Genomic DNA, 26,299 nt, shown 5'->3' on the forward strand with positions numbered 1-26,299 from the left:
TTGGTTCAGCGTGCCTGGCGTTGCTGAAGCAGCAGATTGTTGTAGCCGCTTGCAGAAAGCGTCTTCTGCGCCTGGCCAAGCTGTTCCCGGTTGGCGAAGGGGCCGACCAGGACGCGGTACCAGTCCTCGTCGCGAACGGTGACGTTCTCGACACGCACATCCTGGCCTAACAGGATGATCTGAGCCCTGACCCTTTCTGCTTCCTGCTGCTTGCGGAACGAGCCGGCCTGCAGGAAGAACTGGGTAACCGGCGCCTTGGCCACCAGCGGTGGGGGCGGCGGTACCTGGCCATTCAGCGCAGCTTCCGCCCGCGCCGTGTCGATCTTGGCGGCTTCTTCGGGCGTCACTGGCTTGGGCGGTTCGGGCTTCGGCGCTTCCGGCGGCAGAATCACTTCGGACTCAGGCAGCAACGTATAGAAGTCGTACTTGGGCTTTACCGGTTGCTCATGTGCCTGCGTGGAGCGCTTCGGTTGCTCCTTAGGCTTGGGTGTGTCCGTGGTGCGCTTGATCTCGTCTCGGCCGGGTTCGAGGTTCATCAAGAACATGATGAAACCGCCGATGGCCAAACCACAAACCAGCCAGACCCAGCCGGGTACGGGTTTTTTGGCGGGCGCCTGATAGCGGCTCGCCCCGCGCTTGGGGGTGGGTTTTTTCCTGGTTGCCACTTACATCCGCTCCAGGGTTTCCAGGCCGAGCAATTCCAGGCCTTGCTTGAGGGTCTTGCCGGTCAGCGCGGCCAGGCGCAGGCGACTCTGCTTCACAGTGTCGCTATCGGCGGTGAGTATCGGGCAGTGTTCGTAGAAGCTCGAAAACAACCCGGCCAGATCGTACAGGTAGCTGCATAACAAATGCGGGACGCCCTTCTCGCCGACACCATTCAGGACTTCTGCGAACTGGGCAAGCTTCGCGCCCAGCGCCTGTTCCTGTTCGGCTTGCAGCTGTATCTCGCCGGTGAGCCCGTCCATTCCGGTCCCAAGCTTGCGGAACACGCTGGCTACGCGGGTGTAGGCATAGAGAAGATAGGGCGCGGTGTTGCCTTCGAAGCTGAGCATCTGTTCGAAGTTGAAGCTGTAATCGCTGGTGCGGTGCTTGGACAGGTCCGCATATTTTACGGCGCCGATACCGACGGCACGAGCGATCTGGCGGAGCTCTGTCTCGTCCAGATCCGGGTTCTTGCCCTTCACCAGGCTGTAGGCGCGCTGTTCGGCTTCGTCGAGCAGGTCGACCAACTTCACGGTGCCACCGTCGCGGGTCTTGAATGGGCGGCCGTCGGCACCGTTCATGGTGCCGAAACCCATGTGTTCGAGCTGCATGTCGCTGCTGACGAAGCCGGCAAGGCGCGCGACTTCGAAGGCCATCTGGAAGTGCAAGGCCTGGCGTTGATCGACGAAGTACAGGGCGCGATCGGCTTTCAATTGCTGGCTGCGGTAGCGCATGGACGCCAGATCGGTGGTGGCATAGAGGTAGCCGCCGCCGGCCTTCTGCACAATGACCGGGAGCGGGTTGCCCTCCGCGTTCTTGAATTCATCGAGAAACACGCACTGGGCGCCGTTGCTTTCGCTCAATAGCCCCTTGGCTTTCAATGCCTCGACGATATCGCCCAATTCGGCGTTGTAGGCGCTTTCGCCTTTTACGTCATCGGGGGTGAGCTTGACGTTCAGTCGGTCGTAGACCTTCTGGCAGTGCGACAGGGAAATCTCGTTGAAGCGATTCCACAGGTGCAGGCAGTCGGCGTCGCCGGCCTGCAGCTTCACTACCAGTTCGCGGGCTCGATCAGCGAACGCGGCAGAATCATCGAAGCGCTGTTTCGCGGCGCGATAGAACTGTTCCAGGTCGGACAGCTCTGTTTCGGCGGCGGCGGGGTTTTCCTCTAGATAGGCGAGCAACATGCCGAACTGCGTACCCCAGTCGCCGACGTGGTTCTGCCGGATCACCTCGTCACCGAGAAACTCCAGTACGCGCGCCACCGCATCGCCGATGATGGTCGAGCGCAGGTGGCCGACGTGCATTTCCTTGGCCAGGTTCGGCGACGACAGGTCAACCACGACTCGCTGCTTTGGACTTGCCTTGCTGACGCAGAGATGCGGGTCGCCAAGCGCCGCGTCAAGACGTTGAGCGAGCGCGGCGCTGTTCTGAAAGAAGTTGAGAAAGCCCGGGCCGGCGATCTCAACCTTGCTAACGCTGGGGTCCGCTGGCAACGACTCGATGAGCTTCTGAGCGAGGTCGCGGGGCTTCATCCCGGCAGGTTTGGCCAGCATCATGGCAATGTTGCTGGCGAAGTCGCCATGAGTCTTGTCGCGGGTGTTTTCCACCTGGATGGTTGGACTCAATCCTTCAGGCAGCACCCCTTCAGCGGTGAGGCGGTTAAGGGCTTGCTGGATCAGGTGGCGAATGCTGTCTTTCATCGTTTGCTCGGTCGGCCCGGAGGCTTTGGTCGAAAACTGCGCATTATAAGAGCAGCGGCAAGCGACAAGCCACCAGCTGCAAGCGGAAGCCAAAAGCGGAACAAGTGATTCAGGCTGGACGATGGAAGAAGCAGCTTGGGTTAGAACAAATCGATCGGATCGATATCGAGCGACCAGCGCACCGCGCGACTGGACGGAAGTTGCTCGACCATTGGCAGCCAGGCGCTCATTAGCTTGTGCAGAGGCGCGCGGGCATTGGCTTGCAGCAACAGCTGGGCGCGGAAGCGTCCCGCGCGGCGTTCCATCGGTGCAGGCACCGGTCCCAGCAGTTCGATACCGCTGAGGCCGAGCTGCGCCATGAGCTGTTCGGCCTCATGGCAGGCGTGATCGAGGAATTCTTCGGCCTGACCGGACTTCGTCGCCTCGGCACGCAGCAGAGCCAGATGGCTAAATGGCGGCAGGCCGGCGGCACGGCGCTCGCTCAACGCCTGATCGGCAAAGGCGAAATAGCCTTGTTCGGTGAGCTGGACCAGCAGCGGGTGATCGGCAAGGTGTGTCTGAATGATGACTTTGCCGGGCTCTTCGGCGCGGCCCGCGCGACCGGCTACCTGCACGATCAGCTGGGCCATGCGCTCGCTGGCACGGAAGTCAGCCGAGAACAGCCCGCCATCGGCGTCGAGGATGGCGACCAGCGTGACTCGAGGAAAATGATGACCCTTGGCAAGCATCTGGGTGCCGACCAGCAGGCAAGGTTCGCCACGGTTGATGGTGGCCAGCAGCTGCTCCATCGAGCCCTTGCGTGAAGTGCTGTCGCGATCGATGCGCAGCACCGGGTAGTCCGGGAAGATGATGCCCAATCGTTCTTCGGCGCGCTCGGTGCCGGTACCAACGGGGCGTAGATCCACGCTGGTGCAATCCGGGCAGCTGCGCGGCGGGCGCTCGGTGTGGCCGCAGTGGTGGCAGCGCAGCTCGTTGTGACGCTGATGCAGGGTCATTCTGGCGTCGCAGCGCGGGCATTGGCTGAGCCAGCCGCAATCGTGACAAAGCAGCGATGGGGCGAAGCCGCGGCGGTTCAGGAATACCAGAACCTGTTGCCCGGCAGCGAGTGTCTGGGCCATGGCCTGCTGCAGCGGACCGGAGATGCCCGAGTCCAGCGGCCGACTTTTCACATCCAGGCGCAGAAAGCGCGGCGCCTGCGCATCGCCAGCGCGCTGGGTCAGCTTTAGCAGGGCGTAGCGGCCGCTGTGGGCATTGTGCAGGCTTTCCAGTGAGGGTGTGGCCGACCCCAGCAGAACCGGCAGATTCTCCTGGCGTGCTCTGACGATTGCCAGATCACGGGCGTGGTAGCGCAGGCCTTCCTGCTGTTTATACGAGGCGTCATGCTCCTCGTCGAGAATGATCAGCCCGGGGCTTTTCATGGGGGTGAACAGCGCTGAGCGGGTGCCGATGATGATGTCCGCCTCGCCGTCCCGTGCCGCCAGCCAGGCATCCAGGCGCTCACGGTCGTTGACGTTGGAGTGCAGTAGGGCGATGCGGGCGTTGAAGCGCTTCTCAAAGCGGGCCAGGGTTTGCGGGCCGAGGTTGATTTCGGGGATCAGCACCAAGGCCTGCTTGCCGGCTTTGAGCACCTGGTGGATCAGCTGCAGATAGACCTCGGTCTTGCCGCTGCCGGTGACGCCCGCCAGCAGAGATACCTGGAACCCATTCAGACCGGCGCGAATGGCTTCGAACGCGGCGCGTTGTTCCTGATTCAGCGGCAGTTCAGGCTGTAGCAGCCAGCTGCCCTGATGGCGCTGAACCTGATGACTACGGCGGGTCTCGATGCGTAACAAACCCTTTTGCAGCAGCAGATCCAGGCTGTCCTTGCTCAGTTCCAACTGGGTGAGTAATGAGTGGGCCACGCCGTGGGGATGTTGGGCGATGGTTCTCAACGCCTCGCGCTGACGCGGAGCTCGGCTGAGGCGAGGGTCTTCGGGCCGCGCCCCGTCGGTGACATGCCAGAAGCGCTCCTGTCTTGCCTCGGCGGGTTCGCCCTGGCGCAATAGAACCGGCAGTGCCCAACTGAAGGTGTCGCCCAAGCTGTGCTGATAATACTGGGCAGTCCACAGACACAATCTGAACAGAGCGGGCGGGAGCGGGGAGCGTGTATCGAGCAGCTCCAGCGCCGGTTTGAGCTTTGCTTCGGGGACCGCGCTATGATCAACGACCTCGACCAGAACCCCTACGATTTCACGCCGCCCGAACGGCACGCGCAGCCGCATGCCTGGCTGCAGCGAGGTGGGCGGGACGCTAGCGGGTGGAAGGTAGTCGAAGAGCCTGCGCAGCGGTGAGGGAAGCGCGAGACGGAGTATGGGTTGGGGCACGCGGTAGTCCTTAGCGACGAATGCCGATCTTAAACGATACGGTGCGATGAAGTGTCGCGATGCCTTGAGCGGGGCGGGTGGCCGCATCGGCACTATATGAGGCGATCAGCTGTCCTTGCATCGATATCGGGCTCTGGTATCATTCGCGCCCTTCCGTGCGGTACTCGACATAGGGTCGGGTGGCGGCACAAGTCCTAGAGGATTTTTCCATGAAAGCCGATATCCATCCTAATTACGTTGAAATCGACGCCACTTGCAGCTGCGGCAACGTTATCAAGACTCGCTCCACGCTGGGCAAAGATCTGAGCATCGACGTCTGCTCCGAGTGCCATCCGTTCTACACCGGCAAGCAGAAAGTGCTGGATACCGGCGGCCGTATCGACCGCTTCAAGCAGCGTTTCGGTGTGTTCGGCGCCAAGTAAGCTGTCGCTGCGACGGAAATCCCATTAGGTTTTCCGAGCAACTGAAAAAGGCGTCCCTGGTGGGCGCCTTTTTCGTTTGTGCCATTTTCAGCCTGCAGGCGCAGGCGTTCTGTCCCGTCAGTGGTCCGCTGTCACGCGTAAAGGTGGCGGCGGTCATCGATGGCGATACGTTGCGCCTGGCCGATGGGCGCAACGTGCGCCTCATTGGCGTGAATGCGCCCGAGATGGGCCGCAAGGGACGCAGTGCGGAGCCTTTCGCGGATGCGGCCCGGCAGCGACTGCAGGCATTGGTGAAAGCCAGCGGTGGGCGGTTGGATCTGCGCCTCGGTCAACAGGCTCGGGATCACTACGGCCGTCTTCTGGCCCATGCCTTCAACGATCGCGGCGAGAACCTGGAAGCTGTGCTGCTTGCCGAAGGGCTGGGTTTCTTTGTGGCTATCGCGCCCAATAGCTTGTTGGCCGATTGCCACCGAGCTGTAGAGCGTCAGGCCCGCTCCGCTGGCGAGGGGGTATGGCGCCGATCTCCGGTAATCTCGACGGAGCGTTTACGCCATGGCGGTTTTGCGCTGGTCCGGGCACGTGTCGATCGGCTGGAGATGAATCGGGGTGGCGTCTGGCTGGAACTGGACGGCCCATTGGTCCTGCAGATTCCGCGCGATGCCGTTGCGGGGTTTGACGATTCATTGAAAGACCTGCCCGGCAAAGAGATCGAGGCAAGGGGTTGGGTGGTCGATCGCAAGGGGCGCGCGAATTTGTCGCAGCAGGCGCGCTGGTTGCTGAGAATAAGCCATCCATCGATGCTCGCTCCGCTGCCCTGACGCGTTTTTCGCGCGGTGCAGGAGGGTATGGGGATCGTTGCTCGCCTGTCATCTGAAGGTCGTAGAGCGAGCACTTGACAGTCAGCTTTTTCCATTGGGTTGTGACGGCGATCAGTCTTGGCGTATGCTCGGCGGCCTGTCTGTCCCAGAAAAAACAAGCGGAAATGCCCCATGACTGACCTGAAAACAGCCGCGCTCGAATACCACGCCAAGCCCCGTCCGGGAAAGCTGAGCGTCGAGTTGACCAAGCCCACTTCCACCGCTCGGGACCTGGCATTGGCCTACAGCCCTGGCGTAGCAGAGCCGGTACGAGAAATCGGCCGTGACCCGGAGCTGGCTTACCGATACACCGGTAAAGGCAATCTGGTCGCTGTGATTTCCGATGGCACCGCGATTCTTGGCCTTGGCAACCTTGGGCCGTTGGCATCCAAGCCGGTTATGGAAGGCAAGGGTGTCCTGTTCAAGCGCTTCGCCGGCGTCGACGTGTTCGATATCGAAGTCGATGCGGAAAGCCCGCAGGCCTTCATTGATACGGTCAAGCGCATCTCCATCACCTTTGGTGGCATCAACCTGGAAGATATCAAGGCCCCGGAATGCTTCGAGATCGAGCGCGCGCTGATCGAGCAGTGCGACATCCCGGTGTTTCATGATGACCAGCACGGTACTGCCATCGTTACCGCGGCGGGCATGCTCAACGCACTGGAAATCGCCGGCAAAACGCTGGAACAGGCCAAGATTGTCTGCCTCGGTGCGGGCGCTGCGGCGACTTCCTGCATGAAGTTGCTGGTGAGCATGGGTGCGAAGATCGAGAACATCTTCATGATCGATCGCAAGGGTGTCATCCATGCCGGCCGCGACGACCTAAACCAGTACAAGGCTGTATTTGCTCACGAAACCGACAAGCGCACGCTGGATGATGCGCTCGATGGCGCGGATGTCTTCGTTGGTTTGTCTGGCGCCAACCTGCTGAGCGCTGAAGGACTCAATCGCATGGCGGCGAACCCGGTAGTCTTTGCTTGCTCGAACCCGGATCCTGAGATCAGCCCGGAACTGGCACGCGCGACACGTTCCGATGTGATCATGGCGACGGGGCGCTCGGATTACCCGAACCAGGTCAACAATGTGCTGGGTTTCCCTTTCATTTTCCGTGGGGCATTGGACGTTCGTGCGTCGCGCATCAACGAGGAAATGAAGATCGCCGCCGCGCTGGCGCTGCGAGACTTGGCCAAACTTCCGGTTCCGGCTGAAGTAGCCTCCGCTTATGGCGTAGAGCAGCTGCAGTTCGGTCGTGAATACATCATTCCGAAGCCGATGGATCCACGCTTGATTACCCTCGTTTCCGATGCGGTGGCCAAGGCGGCGATCGAAAGTGGCGTGGCGACCCTGCCGTACCCGTCGAACTATCCGCTCAAATCGGTCGACGACGTGTTCAATGTCTGACTAGGTCTGGCATGGCCCCGCTTTGGCGGGGCTTGCAGCATGAAAAAACCCCGGCTTCGGTCGGGGTTTTTATTTGGCGCTGCTTTTTAATGGAGAAGAATTGCCTTAAAGATCTGAATAGCTCAGTCGCTGTCACAGCTGAGCCGTTCTGGTGGGTTAGAACAGGTCGATGGGTGCGGCTTCGGACGCAGGTAGCGGACTGCCGGGCAACGTGGAGCCAGGAATGATCTCGTCATCCATGTTGGGCGGTGAGTCTTCACTTCGAAAGATTTCGAAATAGGCATCTGGTGTGCCCGGAGAAGCTGCGCGGCCGCTTTTCGGGTCGATCCGCAGTGTCAGGATTCCTTCGGGCTCGGCAGGTGCATGCTCGGGAGTGCCTTCCAGTACCGAACTCATGTAATCGATCCAGATAGGCAGCGCCACCGTTCCTCCGTACTCCCGCCGACCAAGCGTTTGTGGCTGATCGAAGCCGGCCCAGACCGTTGTCACGATATCCGCGTTATAGCCGGAAAACCAGCTGTCCTTGGACTCGTTTGTGGTGCCGGTCTTCCCGGCGATATCGCTACGTCCCATCGCCAGCGCCTTTCTGCCCGTGCCGCGCTTGATAACGTCCTGCAGCATGCTGGTCATGATGTACGCGGTGCGCTCGTCAATGATTTGCTCGGCATGCAGCGGTTGCTGCGTGTCTAGCTCCGATGTACCCATCGGCGGGGCGTCGCTCTGAGCGTAAGTGGTCACTTGTGCTTCACTATCTTCCACTTGAGCGGCGCTGCGTTGCGGCGCGCGCACAGGATTTTCCTCGAATATGGTCTTGCCGTCTCGATCCTCGATCCGCTCGATCAGGTAGGGTTCGATCTTGTAACCACCATTGGCGAAAGCGGTCCAGCCGATGGTTACTTCCATGGGGGTCAGGGTTGCGGTGCCAAGTGCGAGCGAGAGGTTCGGGGGCAGGTCCTCGCCTTTGAAGCCAAAGCGCTTGATGTAATCGACCGTGTAGGGAATGCCCAGGGTTTGCAGAAGGCGAATCGAAACCAGATTGCGCGACTTGTACAGGGCTTCGCGCAGGCGTATCGGACCTAGGAACGTGTTGTTGTCATTCTTTGGGCGCCAAACGCGATCGAGGCCTTCCTCGACAAAGACGATAGGTGAGTCGTTTACCAGGGTTGCGGGGGTAAATCCGGCATCCAGTGCCGCGCTGTAGACGAAGGGTTTGAAGCTGGATCCAGGTTGGCGCTTGGCCTGGATGGCACGGTTGTAATTGCTTTGGCCAAAGGAAAAGCCGCCGGTCAAGGCTTCGATAGAGCCATCAATAGGGTCGATAGATACAAGGGCGCCCTGCACTTGAGGCACTTGGGTGAACAGCGTTTCATCACCCGTGATGCTGACGCGGATCACGTCCCCAACGTTGACTACATCCGATGGGGCTTTGGGTTGCGGCCCAAGGCTGTTGCTGTTGATGAACGGGCGGGCCCACTTCATGCTCTCCCATCCGATGCTCCGCTCGCTGCCGTCACGAAGGATGACCTTGATGGCGTCTTTTGAAATCGCACTGACTACAGCGGGTAGCAGGCCGGACTGGCTGCGATAAGTGCCCAGTTCTTTCAGCCATTCTTCACGATCAGTACCTGCCAGCTGAGCCTCCGGACCACGATAGCCGTGACGCTGGTCGTATTCGATCAAGCCCCGTGTCAGAGCCTCATTGGCGGCAATCTGGCGTTCGCTGGTTGTGGTGGTATAAACGCGGAAACCGTCGGTGTAGGCTGCGCTGCCGAAGCGGCCCACCATTTCAGCGCGCGCCATCTCGGCTATATAAGGGGCGTTGAGTTCGGGAGAGGAGCCGTGATAGGACGCGTCGACAACTTCCGCCAGTGCTTGTTGGTAGCGCGCCTCGTCTATTCTTCCCAGTCGATACATCCGGCCCAGAATCCAGTCACGCCGCTCCTTGGCGCGTTCAGCGTTGGCCAGGGGATTGAAAGCCGATGGCGCCTTGGGTAGGCCCGCGATCATGGCCATTTGCGCCAGACTCAGCTCGCTCATTGATTTGCCATAGTAGACGTGGGCTGCGGCCTCGATGCCATAGGCGCGATTGCCTAGATAGATTTTGTTGACGTACAGCTCGAGAATCTCGTCCTTGCTCAGCTCTCTTTCAATCTGGAGTGCAAGGAGTATCTCGTTGATCTTGCGCGAAAAGCTCCGCTCGCTGGTCAGGAAGTAATTTTTTGCGACCTGCATGGTAATGGTGCTGCCGCCGGTCTGAATCTGGCCGGTTTTCAATAATTGCGTGGCAGCGCGCATCAGGCTTTTCACGTCGACGCCATAATGGTTAGCGAAGTTATCGTCTTCGGCGGCCAACAGCGCGGCGATAAAGTCTTTGGGTATTTCGTCGAAGTCGATAGGGGAGCGACGCATTTCGCCATACTCGGCGATCAGCTTGTTGTCATTGCTATAGACGCGCAGCGGTATCTGAAGCTGGATGCTGCGCAGCGATTCGACCGACGGCAAGTTGGGGCTGAGATACAGGAAAGCGCCACTCAAACTGAGCAAAAGCCCGCAGAAAATAGCCAGGCACGACCATAGGAAAAACTTCAGAAAACGCATCGGGGTTCTTTGAATCCAGGGTGGGGAATGAGGTGTAAGCCGCAGACGATGCTGAAAGGAAAAACCGTTCACATTATAAGCGGTTTTTTTGCCGGGGAGCCATTTGCGCTTCTGTCAAGGCTGTTATCTAATGCGGACAAACATAATTAATCCGTAAGTGGCGGATAAAGATAGGAAATCGGCCGTGCTAGGGCTCTTCACTAAGAAAGCGAACACGCTGCTTGGGATCGACATCAGTTCGACGTCCGTCAAGCTACTCGAATTAAGCCGCTCAGGCTCCCGATATAGGGTTGAGTCCTATGCGGTCGAACCGCTTCCGCCAAATGCCGTGGTGGAAAAGAACATTGCTGAACTCGAAGGTGTAGGTCAGGCGCTGACTCGGTTGTTGGCTAAGGCCAAAACCGGAGTCAAGTCGGCGGCCGTAGCTGTTTCCGGCTCGGCAGTCATCACCAAGAGCATCGAGATGGAAGCCGGATTGTCTGATGACGATCTGGAAAACCAGCTGAAGATCGAAGCGGACCAGTACATTCCTTATCCGCTGGAAGAGGTCGCGATCGATTTCGAAGTGCAGGGTGCTGCGCCTCGTTCTCCCGGACGCGTCGAAGTGCTTCTGGCCGCGTGCCGCAAGGAGAACGTGGAGATTCGCGAGGCGGCGCTCGCTCTTGCGGGGTTGACGGCCAAGGTCGTTGATGTCGAAGCCTATGCGCTGGAGCGTTCTTACAATCTATTGGCGCCGCAATTGGGCGCTGGTCATGATGAGCTGACAGTGGCACTCGTGGATATCGGCGCGACCATGACCACGCTGAGCGTGCTGCATAACGGTCGTACCATCTATACGCGCGAACAGCTATTCGGTGGTCGTCAGCTCACCGAGGAAATCCAGCGTCGCTATGGTCTTTCGATGGAAGAGGCCGGCCTGGCCAAAAAGCAGGGAGGCCTTCCAGACGACTATGACAGTGAAGTGTTGCAACCGTTCAAAGAGGCGGTTGTTCAGCAGGTTTCACGCTCGCTGCAGTTCTTCTTCGCTGCTGGGCAGTTCCATGATGTGGACTACATCCTTTTGGCGGGCGGTACGGCTTCAATCCCCGGACTGGATCGGTTGATTCAGCAGAAAATCGGAACCCAGACTTTAGTCGCCAACCCTTTTGCCGATATGGCTTTGAGCGGCAAGGTTAACGCGGGTGCACTGGCTAGTGATGCGCCATCGCTAATGATTGCCTGTGGGTTGGCCTTGAGGAGTTTCGACTGATGGCCCGGATCAACCTTTTACCCTGGCGAGAGCAGCTTCGCGAAGAGCGTAAGCAGCGCTTTCTGGTTTCCCTCGCCGGCGTTGCAATCCTGGCGGCGGGCCTGTTGTTTCTCGCAGATCAGTACCTCAATCACGCCATCGAGCGGCAGAACGCGCGGAACGACTTCGTCCGCAAGGAGATTGCCGTTCTGGATGCGCGAATCGCCGAGATCAAAGAGTTGCGTGAGCGTCGGCAGCAATTGCTCGAACGTATGAAGATCATTCAGGACCTGCAGGGCAATCGCCCCATCATTGGCAGGGTGTTCGATCAACTGGTACGTACGCTTCCCGATGGCGTGTATTTCACCGAGCTGAAAATGACCGGCAAGAACATCGCCATCGTTGGCGGCGCGGAATCCAATAACCGGGTCTCAAACCTGATGCGCAATTTGGATGGATCTGAATGGCTGGAAGCGCCAAACCTCAACGAAGTGAAAGCTGTCACTGCTGGTGCAGTGGATCAGGAGAACATGTTCCAGCTAACGGTGCAGCAGACGCAGCCGGCCGCAGCTGCTGAAGGAGATAAGCCATGAGTCTGGCTAGTTCTCTGGAAAGCCTGCGCAGCGTCGATCTCGCCGACCTGGATATGAATAACTTGGGCTCATGGCCCGCCGCGGTGAAGGTTATCGCCGCGATACTGCTGATGGTTCTTTTGCTCGGAGGGGGCTATTACTTTCATCTCAGCGATCTGCAGGCCGGACTTGATCAGCAGAAGGCTCAAGAGGAGACCTTGAAGCAGCAGTTCTCTTCGAAAGCGTTCCAGGCTGCGAACCTTGAGGCTTACAAGGCGCAGATGGTGGAAATGGAGGCGTCGTTTGGCGCGTTGCTACGCCAGCTGCCCAGCGACACCGAAGTTCCAGGCTTGCTTGAAGACATCACTCATACCGGTTTGGGTAGCGGGCTCGAGTTCGAAGAAATCAAGCTGCAGCCAGAAGTTACCCAGCAGTTCTACATCGAACTGCCGATACAGATCAAAGTGGTTGGCGGTTACCACGATCTTGCGACTTTTGTCAGTGGAGTGGCGAGCCTGCCGCGGATCGTCACCCTGCATGACTTCGAGATCAAGCCTCTCAGCAAGGATTCTTCTTCCAAGCTGCACATGAGCATTCTGGCCAAGACCTACCGCTACAACGACAAGGGGCTGCAGAAATGAATGGAGCCCGAAATATTGCACTGGGCATGGCTCTAGTTTTTCTGAATGGCTGTGGCGTCAGCAGTGACTTCGAGGATCTGCGCGCTTACATGGACGACGTGCGGGCCAAGCCGAAAGGAACGATCGAGCCATTGCCAGCGTTCTTGCCATACGAGGCCTTCACCTATAGCGCGGCCTCGCTGCGGCATCCATTTCAGCCGCCAATGAAGATCGACCTGACCCAGCGGCAAAAAGGGTCGAAAGACATTCGGCCTGACGAGACTCGCATCAAGCAGTTCCTCGAAGAGTTCAATATCGAAAACTTCGTCATGGTCGGAACATTGACCAATGATGCTGGGAGATACGCCTTGATCAAAGGTGGTGACGGGGTTCACCGAGTCAAGGTCGGTGACTATCTGGGGCGCAACCATGGCCGTATCGTTGATATCAGCGAAGCCGAGGTGGATGTGCTCGAAATCGTTCCGGACGGAGAGGGTGGTTGGCTTGAGCGCCCGCGCAGCCTGACCTTGAAAGAGCGTTCTTGAGTCATGGCAAAAATGGAAAACCTTTACCGGTCTGCACAACGGAATCCTTCTATGAATACCACTCTCTCTCGTCTCGGCTTGTCCCTGCTGGCGGCGATGATTTCGCCCGCGCTGCTGGCGGCGAACCTCAATGCATTCGATGTCGCTTCGCTGCCCGGTGACCGCGTTGAGCTGAAACTGGCCTTCGATGAGCCTGTGCCCACCCCGCGGGGCTATACGCTCGACCAGCCCGCGCGGATCGCGCTCGACCTGCCAGGTGTTTCCAGCAAGCTGAAATCCAAAAACCACGAGCTTGGTGTCGGTAATGCGCGCAGTGTGACCGTAGTCGAGGCTCAAGGTCGCACGCGGCTCATCGTAAACCTCACTTCCTTGGTGCCTTATTCGACTCGGGTAGACGGAAACAACTTATTCGTCGTGCTCGGTGAAAGCGGCGTAGCAACCGCGGCTGTAGCGGCCGCTCCGGTGGCGCCGCTAAACAAGTCAAAACCGACCGCGTCCGTGGCTGCGGGCAAGGCGATCAGTAACATCGATTTCCGTCGTGGGGAAGATGGGGCCGGTAACGTCATCATCACACTGTCGGACCCGTCGATCAGTCCGAGCATCGAAGAGCAGGGCGGCAAAATCCGGGTTTCATTCGCCAAGACGCAGCTTCCGGAGTCGCTTCGTGTCAGGCTAGACGTGCAGGATTTCGCTACGCCGGTCAAGTTCGTCGATTCCAGCAGCGAGGCCGAGGGCGCAAACATCGCCATCGAGCCCAGCGGCCGTTACGACTACCTGGCATACCAGACCGACGACAAACTGACCATCAGCGTCAAACCGCTTAGCGAATCCGACGCCGAGAAGCGCAAGGCCGAGCACTTCACCTATTCCGGAGAGAAGCTATCGCTGAATTTCCAGGATATTGATGTCCGCTCGGTTCTCCAGTTGATTGCGGATTTCACCGATCTGAATCTGGTCGCCAGCGATACCGTGCAAGGCAATATCACGCTGCGCCTGCAGAACGTGCCGTGGGATCAGGCGCTGGATCTGGTGTTGAAAACAAAAGGGCTCGACAAGCGTCAGGTTGGCAACGTGCTGCTGGTAGCGCCAGCGGACGAGATCGCTGCACGTGAACGTCAGGAGTTGGAATCCAAGCGGCAGATCGCCGAGCTGGCCCCTCTTCGCCGAGAAGTAGTACAGGTCAATTACGCCAAGGCAGCGGATATTGCGAAGCTCTTTCAGTCGGTAACTGCGGTTGATGCGCAGGCTGACGAGCGCGGCTCCATCGCGGTTGACGATCGTACGAACAATATAATCGCCTACCAGACCCAAGAGCGTCTGGATGAATTACGTCGCATCGTAACTCAGCTGGATATCCCAGTTCGACAGGTCATGATTGAGGCTCGAATCGTTGAGGCAAACGTTGGGTACGACAAGGCGCTTGGGGTTCGTTGGGGTGGTAACGTAGTGAACGATCAATGGAGTGCCTACGGGAAGGATGGCGCTAGAGCCTTCGACGATGATGGGATTTTGAGGCCGCCGGGCACGAAAGAGGTCGGTAATTATACTCTTGAAGAGGGAACGGCGCCGGTACCTTTTGTCGACATGGGGGTACTAAACAGCACGTCCGGTGTCGGCATTGGCTTTATTTCGGATCACCTCTTATTGGATCTTCAGCTCTCTGCTATGGAGAAAACCGGAAATGGAGAGGTGGTATCCCAGCCGAAGGTCATGACAGCGGACAAAGAAACAGCGAAGATTCTGAAAGGTACGGAAGTCCCTTATCAGGAGGCCAGCTCCAGCGGCGCGACTAGCACTTCTTTTAAAGAAGCGGCCCTATCCTTAGAAGTTACGCCTCAAATCACGCCGGATAACCGTATCATCATGGAGGTCAAGGTGACTAAAGATGCACCAGACTTCCGCAACGCAGTGAACGGTGTTCCACCAATCGATAAGAACGAAGTCAACGCCAAGGTACTGGTGAACGATGGAGAAACTGTTGTGATCGGTGGTGTATTCTCAAACAGCCAGTCGAAAAGCGTCGACAAGGTTCCGTTTCTGGGTGATGTACCTTATCTTGGGCGCTTGTTCCGCCGCGACGTAGTGACGGATGCTAAGTCTGAGCTGCTGGTCTTCTTAACACCTAGAATCCTGAATCATCAGGCTATCGCAGTGAATCGCTGATTTGGTTGAAAACATCATCCTCGTGGGCCCGATGGGGGCTGGCAAAAGCACCATCGGGCGACTGCTCGCCAAGGAGCTTCGCCTCCCTTTTCGGGATTCCGACAAGGAGATCGAACAACGCACCGGTGCAAGCATCCCGCTGATATTCGATGTCGAGGGAGAGCAGGGCTTCCGTGAAAGGGAGCACGTCGCTATCAAGGAATTGTGCCAGATAGACGGCGTAGTGCTGGCAACTGGCGGCGGTGCGGTGCTTCGAGCGGACAATCGTCAGGTGTTATGTGCTGGCGGGCGGGTAATTTACCTCTGTACATCGGTTGAGCAGCAGCTCGACCGCACCTCTCGGGACCGCAACCGACCGCTGTTGCAGACGTCCAATCCCCGCGAGATTCTCACCAATCTGATGGCTGTGCGGGATCCGCTGTACCGTGAAATCGCGGACATTGTGGTCCAGACGGATGAGCGTCCCCCACGCCTGGTCGTGGTGGAAATCATTGGGCAGCTTCAAGCTCTAGCGCCTCGTGAAAGCCTGGGTCGATCTGCGTTATCCTAGCTCCCTTTAATCGTGGGGCCCCTATGCAGACTCTACATGTCGATCTCGGCGAGCGAAGCTATCCGATATTCATTGGCGAGCAGCTCATCGATCGTGGTGATCTGTTGTCCCGTCACATTCGTGGCAAGCAAGTTGCGATCGTTACCAACGATACCGTTGCGCCGCTTTATCTTGACCGGCTTTCGCGCAGTCTCGCTGATTATTCGGTCACTTCTGTGGTCCTCCCGGACGGAGAGACGCACAAGAACTGGCAGACCCTGCAGTCGATTTTCGATGGATTGCTAACGGCCAGGCATGACCGCAACACCACGGTCATCGCGTTGGGTGGCGGGGTCATAGGCGACATGGCCGGCTTTGCGGCCGCCTGCTACCAGCGTGGCGTTGATTTCATTCAAGTCCCGACGACACTGCTGTCCCAGGTCGATTCGTCCGTGGGCGGTAAGACGGGCATCAATCACCCGCTCGGCAAGAACATGGTCGGTGCCTTCTACCAGCCGCAGGCAGTGCTGATCGACATCGCAACCTTGTCGACCTTACCGCCGCGCGAGTTATCGGCTGGTCTGGCTGAGGTGATCAAGTATGGCTTGATCTGCGACGAGCCGTTCCTGAGCTGGCTCGAAGACAATATCGACTCGCTTCGCAGCCTTGATCATGCGGCGCTTACCGAAGCTATACGGCGCTCCTGTGCGGCGAAGGCCAGGGTGGTGGGAGCGGACGAGCGGGAGTCGGGCATTCGCGCCACGCTCAATCTCGGCCATACCTTTGGTCATGCCATCGAGACTCATCAGGGCTACGGCGTGTGGCTGCATGGTGAAGCCGTATCGGCGGGTACGGTCATGGCTCTCGAAATGTCGCGGCAACTCGGGTGGATCGCCGCCAATGAGCGTAACCGAGCCGTGCGGTTGCTGGCGCGCGCCGGCCTGCCTGTCGTACCACCAACCAATATGAGCGCCGCGGATTTTCTTCAGCACATGGCGGTCGACAAGAAGGTTCTGAACGGGAAGTTGAGGTTGGTGCTGCTCAAACGGTTGGGCGAAGCCGTAGTAACGGGTGACTTTCCTCGTCAGATGCTGGAAGCCACATTGAACGTCAATTACGACGCGCTTGCCCAAGAGTCGAACATTTAAGAGATGTCCATGACCAGTTTGTCTGCTGACGATTCCTACCTGAACCATTACGGGTTCAGTCACGATCCTTTCGCCGCTCGTGTGCCAGGCTTCAAGTTCTTTCCGGCTCAGCGCAAGCCCGTGTTAGGGCAATTGCATCATCTGGCCCGCTACAGTCAGTTGCTGTTGGTGGTGACCGGCCCGGAAGGGAGCGGCAAGACACTGGTGCGCCAGGCGCTCGTTGCGAGCAGCAACAAGCAGGCGGTTCAGAGCGTGGTCATTTCGCCTAAGGACACCCTCGATGCCAATCTCGTCCTGCAACAGATCGCGCAGGCGCTTGGCAGCCAGCGGGCCGACTTCAACTCGATCATGGCGCAGATCATTCAATTAGCGCTCACCGGGCAGGAGGTCTATCTGCTGGTCGACGACGCTGAGCGGCTGACGGGCGCTGCGGTCGAGACACTGTTGCGATTGGCCCAGGGTAGCCCCGAAGGCAGGCCGCATGTCTTTCTGTTTGGTGAACAAGGCTTGGTGGCGCGCCTGGAGGCGCTGGTCGAGGGTGAGGAGCGCTTTCATGTGATCGCGCTTCAGCCGTACGAAGAAGACGAGACCCGTGAATATCTGGCGTTGCGCCTGGAAGGTGCCGGGGGCGGGCTGGAGTGTTTCAGCGAAGACCAGATTTCGCGAATCCATGAGAATTCCGGTGGCTGGCCTGGTGCGATAAATCAGGTGGCACGCGACGAGCTCGTCGATGCCATGCAGCAGTCCAAAGCGAATCGGAAGTCGACTGGCTGGAGTCTGCCGCTGCCTATGAAGCACCTGCTGGCTTTGGCGGCGGTCGTTCTTGTCGTCGTCATTGCGTTGTTCATGCGTGACTCCAGTGATCAATCAGTGGCTCCGGCCACGACCAGCTTGCCGCTCGATGCAGGGGGCGCTACGGAAACACGTTCGCCGGAAACGTCAACCGAGGATCCGGGCGGTGACGAAAGCGCCGCAGCCGAGGTCGTTCAGTCCGAGCCTGATCAGCCGATTGTCCGCGAACCTCTTGCCGCTGCCGGCGGCCTGGAGTCGGATAATTCACCGGCCGTGATTGAAGAAGAGCCCGCAAACGTCAGCGAGCCGTTACGCAATACCGCACCTGCTCCTACGGCTGCAGATAGCGCCACGATCCAGCGCCCTGCGGTTGAACCTGCTCCGCCAGTCGAGACGCCTCGCGAGCCGGTGCAGCCGGCGGTCGCTAAGCCTGGTGCGCCTGCCTCTACAGCGAGCTGGTACGCCAGTCAGCCCAAAACCAACTACCTGATACAGGTGCTGGGGACGCGTAACCAAGGTAACGCCGAGGCGTTGGTGAAGCAGCACGGTGAAACCTACCGGTACTTCGTCAAGCAGCATGAGGGCAAGCCGCTATACGTGGTTACTTATGGTTCATTTGCCAGCCGCAATGCAGCGCTTGAAGCTATCAAGACTCTGCCGGCCTCGTTGAGGTCGGGTAAGCCATGGGCGCGGAGTTTCGCTAGCGTGCAGCAAGAGATTCAAGCTCGCTAAAAACACGCCCCAAAAAGGTGCGCAATGCACCTTTTTGGGGCTTGCAAAAAAAAATTGTGTCGTTCTAGCCGGCTTTGTAAACTGCTCCCCCTTTTGCCCACGTGTATGACGGGGTGGTTCCGTGCGCCGTCAATAAGGGGTTGATTTACAACGTATTTAGCTGGTGGAGTGCCTATGAGAGCAGGTCTTTTTCGTCCTGAAGAGTTCAAGGATAACTGCGGCTTCGGTTTGATCGCCCACATGCAGGGCGAGGCAAGCCATCACCTGCTTCAGACAGCCATTCAATCCCTTACTTGCATGACTCACCGCGGTGGCATCAACGCCGACGGTAAAACCGGCGATGGCTGCGGCCTGCTGATGCAGAAGCCCGATGGGTTCCTGCGAGCCATGGCCAAACAGCATTTTGATGTAGACCTGCCGGCACTCTATGCCGTCGGCATGATCTTTCTCAGCCAGGACGCGGCCAAGGCCGATGCGGCCCGCGCCTGCTTCAACGAACAGATCGCCGCGCAAGGGCTGACCCTGATTGGCTGGCGTGAAGTTCCGGTCGATACCAGCGTGCTGGGCCGCCTGGCGCTGGAGCGTCTGCCGCGTATAGAACAGGTGTTCGTCTCGGCTGAAGGCCTGTCCGAGCGCGACTTCGGTATCAAGCTGTTCTTCGCGCGCCGCCGTGCCGAAGTTGCGCTGGCTGCCGACAGGGAATTCTATGTTTGCAGCTTTTCCGACAAGGACATCATCTACAAAGGCCTGATGATGCCGGCCGATTTGGCGCAGTTCTATCCCGATCTCGGCGACGAGCGTCTGGCGACCGCCATTTGCGTGTTCCATCAGCGTTTCTCCACCAACACGATGCCGCAGTGGCCGCTCGCTCAGCCGTTTCGCTTCCTGGCCCACAACGGCGAAATCAACACCATCACCGGTAACCGCAACTGGGCTCAGGCGCGTCGCCTGAAATTCGCCAACGAATTGCTGCCGGACCTGGAAAATCTCGATCCGCTGGTCGTCAACCGCACCGGCTCCGACTCGTCGAGCATGGACAACATGCTGGAGCTGCTGGTCACCGGCGGTATGGATCTGTTCCGCAGCCTACGCATGATCATTCCGCCGGCCTGGCAGAACGTCGAAACCATGGATCCGGACCTGCGCGCATTCTACGAATACAATTCCATGCACATGGAGGCCTGGGATGGTCCGGCCGGCGTGGTACTTACCGATGGCCGCCATGCGATCTGCCTGCTCGACCGCAACGGTCTGCGTCCGGCGCGCTGGGTCACCACCACCAATGGCTACATCACGCTGGCTTCGGAAGTTGGCGTGTGGGACTACAAGCCCGAGGACGTCATCGCCAAGGGCCGCGTGGGACCAGGTCAGATTCTGGCCGTCGACACCCAAACCGGGCAGGTATTGCACACGGACGACATCGACAATCGTCTGAAGTCCCAACATCCCTACAAGAAGTGGTTGCGTCAGAACGCGCTGCGCATCCAGTCGACCCTGGACGATAACGACCACGGTTCGGCGTTCTACGATGCCGATCAGCTCAAGCAGTACATGAAGATGTTCCAGGTCACCTTCGAGGAGCGTGACCAGGTGCTGCGCCCACTGGCCGAGCAGGGCCAGGAAGCGGTCGGCTCCATGGGCGATGATACGCCGATGGCGGTGCTGTCGCGGCGGGTGCGTTCGCCGTTCGATTACTTCCGCCAGCAATTCGCGCAGGTTACCAACCCGCCGATCGATCCACTGCGCGAAGCCATCGTGATGTCGCTGGAGACCTGCCTGGGTGCCGAACGCAACGTCTTCGAAGAAACCGCCGATCACGCCAACCGCGCGATCCTGACCACGCCTGTGATCTCGCCGGCCAAGTGGCGGACCATCATGGAACTCGACCGGCCGGGCTTCGAGCGCCAGCTGATCGATCTCAACTACGACGAATCGTTCGGGCTCGAGGCGGCGGTGCGCAACATTGCCGATCAGGCCGAAGAGGCGGTACGCGGCGGCAAGGTGCTGCTGGTCCTGAGCGATCGCCATATCGCGCCGGGCAAGTTGCCGGTGCATGCCTCGCTGGCGGTGGGGGCTGTGCACCATCGGCTGATCGAGACCGGACTGCGCTGCGATTGCAACATTCTGGTCGAGACCGCGAGTGCTCGCGATCCGCATCAATTCGCCGTGCTGATCGGCTTTGGTGCGACGGCGGTTTATCCCTTCCTTGCTTACGAAGTGCTGGGCGATCTGATCCGCACCGGCGAAGTGCTGGGCGACCTTTATGAGGTGTTCAAGCACTACCGCAAGGGCATTTCCAAGGGGCTGCTGAAAATCATCTCAAAGATGGGCATCTCGACCATCACCTCGTACCGCGGTGCCCAGTTGTTCGAAGCCGTGGGTCTGGCGGACGAAGTGGTCGATCTCAGCTTCCGTGGCGTTGCCAGCCGTATCAAGGGCGCGCGCTTCGTCGATCTGGAAGCCGAACAGAAAGCGCTTGCGGCGCAAGCCTGGAGCAGTCGCAAGCCGATCCAGCAGGGCGGGCTGTTGAAGTTCGTCTACGGCGGTGAGTATCACGCCTACAACCCTGATGTGGTTGCGGCGCTGCAGGTTGCGGTGCAGCAGGGTGACTACGGCCGTTTCAAGGAATACACCGCGCTGGTCGATCAGCGCCCCGCTGCCATGTTGCGTGACCTGCTCCAGCTCAAGGTATCGGAGCAGCCGCTGGCGCTCGAAGAGGTCGAACCGCTGGAGCAGATCCTCAAGCGCTTCGACTCGGCCGGCATCTCGCTCGGCGCGCTGTCTCCCGAGGCGCATGAGGCGATCGCCGCGGCGATGAACCGCATTGGCGCGCGCTCCAACTCTGGCGAGGGCGGTGAAGATCCGGCGCGCTATGGCACCGAACGCAGCTCGAAGATCAAGCAAGTGGCGACAGGTCGCTTCGGTGTCACCCCGGAGTATCTGGTCAACGCTGAAGTGCTGCAGATCAAGGTCGCTCAAGGCGCCAAACCCGGCGAAGGCGGACAGCTGCCCGGCGGCAAGGTCAACGGTCTGATCGCCAAGCTGCGTTATGCGGTGCCGGGCGTCACGCTGATTTCGCCGCCGCCGCACCACGACATCTACTCGATCGAAGATTTGGCTCAGCTGATCTTCGATCTCAAACAGGTCAATCCGGCCGCGCTGGTCTCGGTCAAACTGGTCGCCGAACCGGGTGTCGGCACAATCGCCGCCGGCGTTGCCAAGGCCTACGCCGATTTGATCACCATTTCCGGATATGACGGTGGCACTGGTGCTTCGCCACTGACCTCCATCCGCTATGCCGGCTCGCCATGGGAGCTCGGTCTGGCCGAGACCCATCAGACCCTGCGCGGCAACGACCTGCGCGGCAAGGTCCGGGTACAGACCGATGGTGGTCTGAAGACTGGCCTCGACGTGGTCAAAGCCGCCATTCTCGGCGCCGAAAGCTTCGGCTTCGGAACGGCGCCGATGATCGCGCTGGGCTGCAAGTATCTGCGCATCTGCCACCTGAACAACTGCGCCACCGGCGTCGCCACGCAGAATGACCAGCTGCGCAAGGATCACTTCATCGGCACCGTCGACATGGTGGTCAATTTCTTCACCTTCGTCGCCGAGGAAACCCGTGAGTGGCTGGCGAGGCTCGGTGTGCGCAGCCTGCAGGAGCTGATTGGCCGTACCGATCTGCTCGAAGTGTTGCCAGGCGAGACCAACAAGCAAAACCATCTGGACCTGACGCCGCTGCTCGGCAGCGATCACATTCCTGCCGATAAGCCGCAGTTCTGCCAAGTAGAGAAGAATCCACCGTTCGATCAAGGTCTGTTGGCCGAAGAAATGGTCAAGCTCGCTCGCTCAGCCATCGATGCCAAGAGCGGCGGCGAATTCGAACTGGAAATCTGCAACTGCGACCGTTCCATCGGTGCGCGTGTGTCCGGTGAAATTGCTCGAGTACATGGCAACCAGGGCATGAAGGATGCGCCGATCACCTTCCGCTTCAAGGGCACGGCGGGCCAGAGCTTTGGTGTCTGGAACGCAGGCGGTTTGAGCCTGTATCTGGAAGGCGACGCCAACGACTATGTCGGCAAGGGCATGACCGGCGGCAAGCTGGTCGTCACCCCGCCGAAGAGCAGTGTGTTCGAGTCGCAGCAGTCGGCCATCGTCGGCAATACCTGCCTGTATGGCGCAACCGGCGGCAAGCTGTTTGCCAGCGGTACGGCCGGTGAGCGTTTCGCCGTGCGTAACTCCGGTGCGCATGCGGTGGTGGAAGGCACAGGCGATCACTGCTGTGAATACATGACTGGTGGTTTCGTCTGCGTGCTCGGCAAGACCGGTTACAACTTCGGTTCCGGTATGACCGGTGGTTTCGCTTACGTGCTCGATATGGACAACAGCTTCGTCGATCGGGTGAACAACGAACTGGTGAACCTGCAGCGCATCACTGGTGAAGCGATGGAGGCCCATCGCAGCCACCTGCAAGAGGTACTGCGAGAGTACGTCGCCGAAACCGGCAGCGCGTGGGGCGCGAAGTTACTAGAGGATCTCGATGACTACCTGCGGCGCTTCTGGCTGGTCAAGCCGAAGGCGGCCAACCTGGCATCGTTGCTCTCGACCACCCGAGCGAATCCACAATAAAAGCAGCTCCAAGCCGCAGGCCTCAAGCCACGAGTGGTGCGAGGCGCGGCTCCGTGATCGTCTTTGCGGCTTGTAGCTTGAGGCTCGCCGCTGCTGTTAAGAGGTTTTGAAATGACTGAACGTCTGAATAACGACTTCCAGTTCATCGAGGTCGGGCGTAAGGATCCGAAGAAGAAGCTGCTGCGTCAGCGCAAGAAGGAGTTCGTCGAGATCTACGAACCCTTCAAGCCGCAGCAAGCATGCGAGCAGGCGCACCGTTGTCTGGGCTGCGGCAACCCTTATTGCGAGTGGAAGTGCCCGGTCCACAACTACATTCCCAACTGGCTCAAGCTGGTCTCCGAGGGCAACATTCTCGCCGCGGCCGAGCTGGCGCATCAGACCAATACGCTGCCGGAAGTCTGCGGTCGCGTTTGTCCTCAAGACCGCCTGTGCGAAGGCGCCTGTACCCTGAACGACGGTTTCGGTGCGGTCACCATCGGCTCGGTGGAGAAGTACATCGCCGACACCGCGTTCGCGATGGGCTGGCGTCCGGACATGTCCAAGGTCAAGCCGACCGGCAAGAAGGTCGCGATCATCGGTGCCGGCCCGGCCGGTCTGGGTTGTGCCGATGTGCTGGTGCGCAGCGGTGTGACGCCGGTGGTCTTCGACAAGAACCCCGAGATCGGCGGCCTTCTGACCTTCGGCATCCCCGAATTCAAGCTGGAGAAAAGCGTCCTCAGCCGTCGCCGCGAGATCTTCGGCGGGATGGGTATCGAGTTCCGGCTGAACACTGAAGTGGGCAAGGACATCAGCATCGAACAGCTGCTGGCTGATTACGATGCGGTGTTCATGGGTATGGGCACCTACACCTACATGAAGGGCGGCTTCCCCGGCGAAGACCTGCCGGGCGTGCACGATGCGCTGGATTTCCTGATCGCCAATGTCAACCGCAACCTCGGTTTCGAAAAGTCCCCAGAAGACTTCGTCGACATGAAAGGCAAGAAGGTCGTGGTGCTCGGCGGTGGTGACACCGCGATGGACTGCAACCGCACCTCCATCCGCCAGGGCGCGAAAAGCGTGACCTGTGCCTATCGGCGTGACGCGGCGAACATGCCGGGCTCGCGCAAGGAAGTGAAGAACGCCAAGGAAGAGGGCGTGAAATTCCTCTTCAACCGCCAGCCCATCGCCATTGTCGGCGAAGGCAAGGTCGAAGGCGTCAAGGTGGTCGAAACCCGTCTCGGCGCGCCGGACGCCCGCGGTCGCCGCAGCCCCGAGCCGATCCCCGGTTCCGAGGAAGTGCTGCCGGCCGATGCTGTGGTCATCGCCTTCGGTTTCCGTCCGAGCCCGGCCGACTGGTTCGAAGGTCAGGGCATCCAGACCGACAACCAAGGGCGCGTCGTGGCGCCGGAGATCGGCCAGTTCAAGCACCAGACCAGCAACCCGAAGATCTTTGCGGGTGGCGACATGGTGCGCGGCTCCGATCTGGTGGTGACGGCGATCTTCGAAGGCCGTCAGGCGGCTGAAGGGATTCTCGACTATCTGGAAGTTTGAAACGCAGCTGGAAGCCTGAAGCGGGAAGCAAGACCGCTTCGGGCTTCGGCCCACGCTTCCAGCTAGCGCTCCAAGCACGCCTGACCTGAATCAAGCCCATAGACAAAAGGCACGGCGCTCGCCGTGCCTTTTGTTTTGTGCTTTGCGACAATGCCGCCACTCTTTTGCTGGAACCCAGACATGACTGCCTTGAAGAACGATCGCTTCCTCCGCGCCCTGCTCAAGCAACCTGTCGACGTCACCCCGGTGTGGATGATGCGTCAGGCCGGACGCTACCTTCCGGAATACCGGGCCAGTCGCAGCAAGGCGGGGGACTTCATGAGCCTGTGCATGAATCCCGAGCTGGCCTGCGAAGTCACTCTGCAGCCGCTGGATCGCTATCCGCTGGACGCCGCCATTCTGTTTTCAGACATCCTCACCGTGCCGGACGCCATGGGTCTGGGTCTGTACTTCGAAACCGGAGAGGGTCCACGCTTCAAGAAAGTCGTCAGCAGCCTGGCCGACATCGAGGCGCTGCCGATTCCGGACCCGGAAAAAGATTTGGGCTATGTCATGGACGCGGTGCGCACCATTCGCCGCGAGCTGAACGGCCGCGTTCCGCTGATCGGCTTTTCCGGTAGCCCCTGGACGCTAGCGACCTACATGGTCGAAGGCGGCTCCTCCAAGGACTTCCGCAAGTCCAAGGCCATGCTTTACGAGAATCCGCAGGCCATGCATGCACTACTCGACAAGCTGGCGCAGTCGGTGACCAGCTACCTCAACGGCCAGATTCTGGCCGGCGCGCAAGCGGTGCAGATCTTCGACTCCTGGGGCGGCAGCCTTTCCGCCGCCGCTTATCAAGAGTTTTCCCTGACCTATATGCAGAAGATCGTCGATGGCTTGATTCGCGAGCACGACGGTCGCCGCGTCCCGGTGATCCTCTTCACCAAGGGCGGCGGGCTTTGGCTGGAATCCATGGCTGACTCCGGCGTCGAGGCGCTGGGTCTGGACTGGACCTGCGACATCGGCAACGCGCGTGCTCGCGTGGGTGACAAGGTTGCTCTGCAGGGGAATATGGACCCCAGCGTGCTATACGCCAAACCGGAGGCGATCCGCGCCGAAGTGGGGCGTATCCTGGCCAGCTTCGGCCATGGCGAAGGCCACGTATTCAACTTGGGCCACGGCATCACGCCGGAAGTCGATCCGGCTCATGCCGGTGCCTTCATCGAGTCGGTGCACGAACTCTCGGCGCAATACCACGGCTAAGAGCAGCTATAAGCTGCAAGCCATGAGCTCAATTTAAAGCAGAAAAAGCTTGGCAGCATTGCGGTGCCAGCCAAGCTGAACCACTTGCAGCTTGCAGCTTGCAGCTTTCAAGGCTGCTGATAATGCCCTGGCGTGGTGCCCGACTCATGCTCATGAACCAGCCGGGTTACGCGGATATCGGTGATCCCCACGACCTCGGCCTGTCGTAGCAGCTCGGTTTCTTCAGCATCCGCATCGGGCATGACCAGGCTATTTTCGGCATCGGCATTATGGTGCTCGATCAGACGCCGGGCGGCCTCGCCCTGGGAGAGACTCTCATCTTCCGATTCGATGATTTGGGCGCGTGGGTCGTTCTGGAAGATGTAATTGACTTCGAATTTATGCGACGAGTTACCGAACATGAAGCGGCTCCTGAAATGATGGACAGGTTCTGCTTCTGTTGACTTACCGGTCAGCTATTCGTTCGCACGGAAGGATGGTTGCGGCGACAGCCGGAAGACCGCCGCGCCGCCTGGCAAAGCTG

19 protein-coding genes are annotated in these 26,299 nt (G+C 59.4%); 14 read left to right on the plus strand and 5 right to left on the minus strand.

Going from position 1 to position 26,299, the window contains the following annotated elements; genetic code table 11:
• Positions 1-5: 5 nt before the first annotated feature.
• The 3 genes from V6943_RS06705 to V6943_RS06715 form a co-directional block, all read right to left on the minus strand.
• Positions 6-665, minus strand: a complete 660-nt coding sequence (locus V6943_RS06705; RefSeq protein WP_340552954.1) for an SPOR domain-containing protein — start codon at positions 663-665, stop codon at positions 6-8.
• Entirely contained in the window at positions 666-2,405 is a 1,740-nt protein-coding gene (argS, locus tag V6943_RS06710; protein WP_340552955.1) for an arginine--tRNA ligase, read from the minus strand.
• Positions 2,406-2,545: 140 nt separating this feature from the next.
• Positions 2,546-4,768 (minus strand): primosomal protein N', encoded by a 2,223-nt coding sequence (locus tag V6943_RS06715; RefSeq protein WP_340552956.1) that lies wholly within the window; start codon positions 4,766-4,768, stop codon positions 2,546-2,548.
• A 209-nt stretch (positions 4,769-4,977) separates the two neighbouring features.
• On the opposite strand from V6943_RS06715, the gene rpmE reads away from it, so the two are divergent.
• The 3 genes from rpmE to V6943_RS06730 all read left to right on the plus strand — a co-directional run bounded on the left by rpmE (position 4,978) and on the right by V6943_RS06730 (position 7,448).
• Positions 4,978-5,190, plus strand: coding sequence for a 50S ribosomal protein L31 (gene rpmE, locus V6943_RS06720; RefSeq protein WP_131651781.1), 213 nt, complete (start codon positions 4,978-4,980; stop codon positions 5,188-5,190).
• Between the two features lie 23 nt (positions 5,191-5,213).
• The gene (locus V6943_RS06725; RefSeq protein ID WP_197445226.1) at positions 5,214-6,008 is read left to right on the plus strand and encodes a thermonuclease family protein; all 795 of its coding nucleotides are present in this window, start codon (positions 5,214-5,216) and stop codon (positions 6,006-6,008) included.
• Positions 6,009-6,179: 171 nt separating this feature from the next.
• Positions 6,180-7,448 (plus strand): malic enzyme-like NAD(P)-binding protein, encoded by a 1,269-nt coding sequence (locus V6943_RS06730; RefSeq protein ID WP_131651783.1) that lies wholly within the window; start codon positions 6,180-6,182, stop codon positions 7,446-7,448.
• A 156-nt stretch (positions 7,449-7,604) separates the two neighbouring features.
• Here the strand turns inward: V6943_RS06730 and V6943_RS06735 are convergent, their stop codons facing one another.
• Positions 7,605-10,046: a penicillin-binding protein 1A gene (locus V6943_RS06735; RefSeq protein WP_340552957.1), complete on the minus strand. Its 2,442-nt coding sequence runs from the start codon at positions 10,044-10,046 to the stop codon at positions 7,605-7,607.
• Between the two features lie 184 nt (positions 10,047-10,230).
• Between V6943_RS06735 and V6943_RS06740 the strand changes: the two genes are divergently transcribed.
• The 11 genes from V6943_RS06740 (at position 10,231) to hemE (ending at position 25,776) form a co-directional block, all read left to right on the plus strand.
• The gene (locus V6943_RS06740; RefSeq protein WP_131651785.1) at positions 10,231-11,295 is read left to right on the plus strand and encodes a pilus assembly protein PilM; all 1,065 of its coding nucleotides are present in this window, start codon (positions 10,231-10,233) and stop codon (positions 11,293-11,295) included.
• On the plus strand, positions 11,295-11,867 hold the full coding sequence (gene pilN / locus V6943_RS06745) for a type 4a pilus biogenesis protein PilN (protein ID WP_340552958.1): 573 nt from the start codon (positions 11,295-11,297) through the stop codon (positions 11,865-11,867). Before V6943_RS06740 ends, pilN begins: the two co-directional genes overlap by 1 nt.
• The gene (pilO, locus tag V6943_RS06750; protein ID WP_256047791.1) at positions 11,864-12,487 is read left to right on the plus strand and encodes a type 4a pilus biogenesis protein PilO; all 624 of its coding nucleotides are present in this window, start codon (positions 11,864-11,866) and stop codon (positions 12,485-12,487) included. The genes pilN and pilO overlap by 4 nt, the downstream gene beginning before the upstream one ends.
• The gene (pilP, locus tag V6943_RS06755) at positions 12,484-13,011 is read left to right on the plus strand and encodes a type 4a pilus biogenesis lipoprotein PilP (protein ID WP_340552959.1); all 528 of its coding nucleotides are present in this window, start codon (positions 12,484-12,486) and stop codon (positions 13,009-13,011) included. The genes pilO and pilP overlap by 4 nt, the downstream gene beginning before the upstream one ends.
• A 51-nt stretch (positions 13,012-13,062) precedes the next feature.
• Positions 13,063-15,174, plus strand: a complete 2,112-nt coding sequence (pilQ, locus tag V6943_RS06760; RefSeq protein WP_340552960.1) for a type IV pilus secretin PilQ — start codon at positions 13,063-13,065, stop codon at positions 15,172-15,174.
• A gap of 1 nt (position 15,175) precedes the next feature.
• Positions 15,176-15,724, plus strand: a complete 549-nt coding sequence (gene aroK / locus V6943_RS06765; protein ID WP_340552961.1) for a shikimate kinase AroK — start codon at positions 15,176-15,178, stop codon at positions 15,722-15,724.
• Positions 15,725-15,747: 23 nt separating this feature from the next.
• Entirely contained in the window at positions 15,748-16,851 is a 1,104-nt protein-coding gene (aroB, locus tag V6943_RS06770) for a 3-dehydroquinate synthase (protein ID WP_340552962.1), read from the plus strand.
• Between the two features lie 9 nt (positions 16,852-16,860).
• Positions 16,861-18,375, plus strand: coding sequence for an SPOR domain-containing protein (locus tag V6943_RS06775; protein WP_340552963.1), 1,515 nt, complete (start codon positions 16,861-16,863; stop codon positions 18,373-18,375).
• A 174-nt stretch (positions 18,376-18,549) separates the two neighbouring features.
• Positions 18,550-23,001 carry a glutamate synthase large subunit gene (gene gltB, locus V6943_RS06780; protein ID WP_340552964.1) on the plus strand — a complete coding sequence of 1,484 codons (4,452 nt, stop codon included), beginning with the start codon at positions 18,550-18,552 and terminating at the stop codon, positions 22,999-23,001.
• A gap of 111 nt (positions 23,002-23,112) precedes the next feature.
• Positions 23,113-24,531: an FAD-dependent oxidoreductase gene (locus V6943_RS06785; protein ID WP_131651794.1), complete on the plus strand. Its 1,419-nt coding sequence runs from the start codon at positions 23,113-23,115 to the stop codon at positions 24,529-24,531.
• A gap of 180 nt (positions 24,532-24,711) precedes the next feature.
• Positions 24,712-25,776: a uroporphyrinogen decarboxylase gene (gene hemE / locus V6943_RS06790; RefSeq protein WP_340552965.1), complete on the plus strand. Its 1,065-nt coding sequence runs from the start codon at positions 24,712-24,714 to the stop codon at positions 25,774-25,776.
• Between the two features lie 107 nt (positions 25,777-25,883).
• On the opposite strand, the gene V6943_RS06795 is transcribed toward hemE, so the two are convergent.
• Positions 25,884-26,177, minus strand: coding sequence for a hypothetical protein (locus V6943_RS06795; RefSeq protein ID WP_131651796.1), 294 nt, complete (start codon positions 26,175-26,177; stop codon positions 25,884-25,886).
• Between the last annotated feature and the right edge of the window lie 122 nt (positions 26,178-26,299).

Source organism: Pseudomonas sp. CBC3, from assembly GCF_037967085.1.
Classification (GTDB): Bacteria; Pseudomonadota; Gammaproteobacteria; order Pseudomonadales; family Pseudomonadaceae; genus Stutzerimonas.

Coding starts and splice junctions, on each gene's coding strand:
- pilN (WP_340552958.1), top strand. CDS start 11,295: ATGGCCCGGATCAACCTTTTACCCTGGCGAGAGCAGCTTCGCGAAGAG.
- argS (WP_340552955.1), bottom strand. CDS start 2,405: ATGAAAGACAGCATTCGCCACCTGATCCAGCAAGCCCTTAACCGCCTC.
- pilO (WP_256047791.1), top strand. CDS start 11,864: ATGAGTCTGGCTAGTTCTCTGGAAAGCCTGCGCAGCGTCGATCTCGCC.
- V6943_RS06730 (WP_131651783.1), top strand. CDS start 6,180: ATGACTGACCTGAAAACAGCCGCGCTCGAATACCACGCCAAGCCCCGT.
- V6943_RS06735 (WP_340552957.1), bottom strand. CDS start 10,046: ATGCGTTTTCTGAAGTTTTTCCTATGGTCGTGCCTGGCTATTTTCTGC.
- pilP (WP_340552959.1), top strand. CDS start 12,484: ATGAATGGAGCCCGAAATATTGCACTGGGCATGGCTCTAGTTTTTCTG.
- V6943_RS06785 (WP_131651794.1), top strand. CDS start 23,113: ATGACTGAACGTCTGAATAACGACTTCCAGTTCATCGAGGTCGGGCGT.
- V6943_RS06795 (WP_131651796.1), bottom strand. CDS start 26,177: ATGTTCGGTAACTCGTCGCATAAATTCGAAGTCAATTACATCTTCCAG.
- hemE (WP_340552965.1), top strand. CDS start 24,712: ATGACTGCCTTGAAGAACGATCGCTTCCTCCGCGCCCTGCTCAAGCAA.
- rpmE (WP_131651781.1), top strand. CDS start 4,978: ATGAAAGCCGATATCCATCCTAATTACGTTGAAATCGACGCCACTTGC.
- gltB (WP_340552964.1), top strand. CDS start 18,550: ATGAGAGCAGGTCTTTTTCGTCCTGAAGAGTTCAAGGATAACTGCGGC.
- V6943_RS06775 (WP_340552963.1), top strand. CDS start 16,861: ATGACCAGTTTGTCTGCTGACGATTCCTACCTGAACCATTACGGGTTC.
- pilQ (WP_340552960.1), top strand. CDS start 13,063: ATGAATACCACTCTCTCTCGTCTCGGCTTGTCCCTGCTGGCGGCGATG.
- aroB (WP_340552962.1), top strand. CDS start 15,748: ATGCAGACTCTACATGTCGATCTCGGCGAGCGAAGCTATCCGATATTC.